This is a genomic window from Nocardiopsis sp. TNDT3 (assembly GCF_003427465.1).
GTDB lineage: Bacteria > Actinomycetota > Actinomycetes > Streptosporangiales > Streptosporangiaceae > Nocardiopsis > Nocardiopsis dassonvillei.
In genome coordinates this window covers 1-3830 of the sequence record NZ_QPFC01000456.1, presented here as the reverse complement: position 1 = coordinate 3830, position 3830 = coordinate 1, and the positions used below count along the sequence as shown (strand labels likewise).

Annotated in this window: 4 protein-coding genes and 1 pseudogene; 1 reads left to right on the top strand and 4 read right to left on the bottom strand. The window is 68.3% G+C overall.

What is annotated here, in order from left to right; genetic code table 11:
• The first annotated feature begins 200 nt into the window (after window positions 1-200).
• A complete protein-coding gene (locus DQW06_RS12030) occupies window positions 201-752 on the top strand; it encodes a thymidine kinase (protein WP_013151206.1) in 552 nt (183 codons plus the stop codon).
• A gap of 78 nt (window positions 753-830) precedes the next feature.
• Here DQW06_RS12030 and DQW06_RS12025 read toward each other — a convergent pair whose 3' ends face one another.
• From DQW06_RS12025 to DQW06_RS12010, 4 genes and pseudogenes are all read right to left on the bottom strand, one after another.
• Complete coding sequence (locus DQW06_RS12025) at window positions 831-1601, bottom strand: hypothetical protein (RefSeq protein WP_117198441.1); 771 nt, start codon at window positions 1599-1601, stop codon at window positions 831-833.
• On the bottom strand, window positions 1594-2772 hold the full coding sequence (locus tag DQW06_RS12020; protein ID WP_117198440.1) for a bifunctional lysozyme/C40 family peptidase: 1179 nt from the start codon (window positions 2770-2772) through the stop codon (window positions 1594-1596). Before DQW06_RS12020 ends, DQW06_RS12025 begins: the two co-directional genes overlap by 8 nt.
• Before the next feature lie 4 nt (window positions 2773-2776).
• A complete protein-coding gene (locus DQW06_RS12015; RefSeq protein ID WP_117198439.1) occupies window positions 2777-3451 on the bottom strand; it encodes a hypothetical protein in 675 nt (224 codons plus the stop codon).
• Between the two features lie 19 nt (window positions 3452-3470).
• A pseudogene (locus tag DQW06_RS12010) lies at window positions 3471-3830 on the bottom strand (conjugal transfer protein TrbL); the annotation flags it as partial.

The window sequence follows — 3830 nt, the reverse complement described above, 5'->3', positions numbered from 1 at the left end:
AAGGGCCCTTCCCGACGAGGAGGACGCGAGGGGCCGCGAGGAGGAGGAAGAGGCGAACGGGGATGCGCAAGGCGGGCGGGCGGTGGTTCGGGAGGTCCCGCACGTCACTGGTATGTTCACTGCTGGCCACGGCAGGAAGCCCGACACGGTGACGAGCCCGAGCCGTCGACAGCGCCAGCGCCCGCGACACAGGAAGAGACATGGCGGAGCTGAAGTACTTCACAGGTTCGATGAACTCGGGCAAGAGCACGATGGCCCTCCAGGAGCACCACTCACGCGGCGGCGAAGGAGTGCTGTACACGAAGCAGGACCGCGCCGGAGCGGGCATCATCTCGTCCCGCCTGGGCCTGGAGTCCCCCGCCGTGGAGGTGGGCGACGACCTGGACCTGTACGACGACATCGCCGACCGCAAGGCCCCCTACGTCATCTGCGACGAGGCCCAGTTCCTGTCCTACAAGCAGGTGGGACAGCTCGCGGGCGTGGTGGACGGGATGCGGATCGACGTGTACTGCTACGGGATCCTCACCGACTTCCAGGGGCAGCTGTTCCCCGGCTCGAAGCGCCTGGTGGAACTCGCCGACAAGATCGAGGTCCTGCCGGTGTCCGCGCGCTGCTGGTGCGGCGGCCGCGCCACCCACAACGCGCGCGTGGTGGACGGGGTCATGATCTACGAGGGCGAGCAGGTGCACATCGGCGGCAACGAGTCGTACGCGACCCTGTGCCGCCACCACTTCATGGCCGGAGTCGCCTGACCGGTCCAGAACCGTGGATGCCCACGACGGTCCAGGTGCCGTGGACGTGGGAAGGACGATGGGTTCCGCCCTGCCGCCTCACTCCGGAATCCAGTACTCGAACCCGTGCCCAAGGAAGCTCGCGATCTTCCTCGCCTCGTTCACGAACTCGTTCTCCGATATCGATCCGACCGAAGTATCCGCCTGCTCGTCGAAACGGATCCGGTACACAGCGCTCTTCGTCTGGATGAGGGCTATGTACACCGACTGCCCCTGTTCTCCGGTTCCGTAGACCGCATAGGACTTATCTCCGAAGCCAGCCTCTCCCTCGGATTCCACCTCGGCCAACTCTTCGGAGATTTCTGATCGCAAATCCTCGTACCTGGATGAAGCGATCTCCTCGACGTCTCCCCCTTCCCGGGCATCAATAACCGCCTCATAGGAGAACCTGAAATCCCAAGGGGCCGAATTCGAACTCGGGATAATCGTCCAGACGCACTCGTCACGGACTACTCTCTCCGCACCCTCGATCTCTGGGCTTCCACTGGTAGCGGTGTCGACGTAGTCCTCCCGACCATCTTGGCGGGTGGTGTTGATGGAGGAAAGGTGATCCAGGTTTTCCTGGCAGACGTTCATCTCCTCTTCAGCCAGAGAGGACCTGGGCTCACCGATCTGCTCGGCAGGATTTCCCGCAGAGGTGTCGGGTTCCGTTCCGATACCGTCGGAAGTGAAGTTGAAGAAGAGGCTGGCCAGGCCAACGAGGACTCCGAAGATCCCGAAGGCAGCCAGAGTCCCGCACCCGAAAACCGCCGCGGCGGCCTTCCACCCGTGCAGCCCCTGCTTGCCGGGCGGTGCCTTCTGGTCAACCACGACTGTCCTGCGCCTCCAACTGGGCCTGCACGTCCGGGTGCTCCAGCGGACGCGTGAAACCCATGATGTCCGCACGATTGGGGTCATCGTACTCGCGCACCGCGATCGGACCGCAGTTGGTGCACCAGGCCTCGACCATCAGCCCGTCGCCGATCACCATGCCCACGTGCCCCGGGCCGGGGGGCTCCCCCGTCCGGCTCACATGGAAGAACACCAGGTCGCCAGGCTGTTCCTCACCCTGGGAGACCTCGGGGCCGAAACCCCACTGGTCCTGGGAGATCCGCGGAATGGTGACGCCGATGCTCTCGTAGGCCTTCTGCATCAGACCGGAGCAGTCGAACCCGTTCGGGCCGACGCCGCCCCAGACGTAGGGCTTGCCGCGCTGGGCCAGGGCCCAGTCGACCACGGCCTGGGTCAGCTCGTCCGGGGCGCTCCCGATCGGGGCGCCCTGCGCGTCGAGCTGGCAGGCGACCGCGGTCTCGATGGGACCCGACGTGTCGTACTCCCCCTCCGCGTACTGCTGCGCCCACTCCAGCACGTCGTCCACGTACCACCAGGCGTGGTTGTAGCCGTAGATGGCCTGCCGGACGTCCTCCTTCAGGCCGTGGGCGATCAGGTAGTCGGCCGCGGCCGGGATCGCGTCGGCGGGGTCGTAGACGCTGACGATCCCGTCGTCGTTTCCGTCGACGCCGTACCCCTGCTCAGGGCGCTCGTCCACCGGCTGCACGGGCTCGCCGCCCCAGCTGTTGCCCGCCGCGGAGCCGTCCAGGGAACCGAACTGCATCGGCCCGGCCGCACCCCAGTCGTTGTGCCCCTCGGTGATCCCCGGGCCCTCCCAGCGCCCGTGGTGGGACTCGACCTGGCCCACACCCGCGAGGATGTTCCACGGGATCCCGCGGTCCTCCCCGACCTCCATGTAGATCCGCAGGTAGTTCTCCGGAATGGAGTCCATGGCGTAGCCGCTCGCGTCCGGCTGCTCGGCATCCGTGTCCGGCCCGCAGACCAGGCCGTTCGCCATCATGGAGCCGATCTGCTGGGTGGTGTTGGTGATCACGGGGATCACCAGCATCGCGAACACGGTCATCAGGGCGACCGTGACGGCGACGGCTGCGCCGAACCACAGGCCCGCCGCACCCCTGTCAGAGGGCCTGCGGGTGAAAAGGGAGATCACGGGGTCACTCCTCTCCGAACTGCCCGGCGTCGGCGGGCTGGAAGTCGAAGACCCTCCAGGAGCCGCCGCTGCGCACCACGGTGACGGCGAACTCGCCGAGGTTCTCGTCGAACTCGGCGCTCCCCGTCTCGGTGATGGACTGCGCCGTCACGACGAAGGTGACCGAGTCGGCGCCGAAGGTCCGTACCGAGTCGACCTGGGCCCGCCCCTCGGCGACCGCCCCGGCCTCGGACATCTCGCTCCAGAAGGCGCCGACCCTGCTGGTCTCGGCCAGCACCCCGGCGAACTCGGGGGTGGCAAGCTCCTCCATCGAGGCGTAGTAGGACTCGGGGGACTGGGTGTAGTCGATGGTTCCGTAGGCCTCGGCGAAGGCCCGGGCCGCCGCACCGGCCGCCTGGAGTTCCGCCTCCGTGAAGGGGAACCAGTCGAGGACGTCCACGTCCTCGGCGGCGGTGGTCGGGATCGGGCTCGGCTCGACGGTGGACAGCCCGTCCGGGCCGCCGGGTCCGCCCGGCGACTCCTCCTGGTCGGTTCCGGGTTCCGGGGAGGCCGAGGAGGGACCGTCCTCCTCGGCGCCCCCGAAGCCTCCGAGGCTCAGGTAGAGCCCAAAGACGACCAGCACGACGATCAGTCCGGTGAAGACAGCCCGCTGGGCGCGTTCGGGGAGAGGGTTGGGCATCGCTTCGGGCCTTTGTTCGTCAGTCGTCGTTCAACCAGAAGGGGACGTCCCGCTTGCGGTCCCTCGTCGTGGAGGAACCGCTCTCCCCCCAGAAGGGGGTGATGGGAGCGTTGTCCCTGCGCTTGCCGGACCCGGTCAGCCAACCGCCGTCGCCGTCGCCCCGGCCCCGGCTCTCACCGGAGGGCGCGGGACGGGCGGGACGCTGGGGGGCGGGGCGTTCGCGCCGCTCCCTCGGTGAGCCCCAGCGCGACGCCCTGGCGTTCGGGTTGCCCCGGGCCGGGGTGTCCGCGCGTCCGCCGAAGATGCCCTGGCCGGTACTGGGTTCGGGCCGCTCGGAACTCGCGGCGCGTCCGCTCCCGGCCGCGGGGGCGCCCCCCCC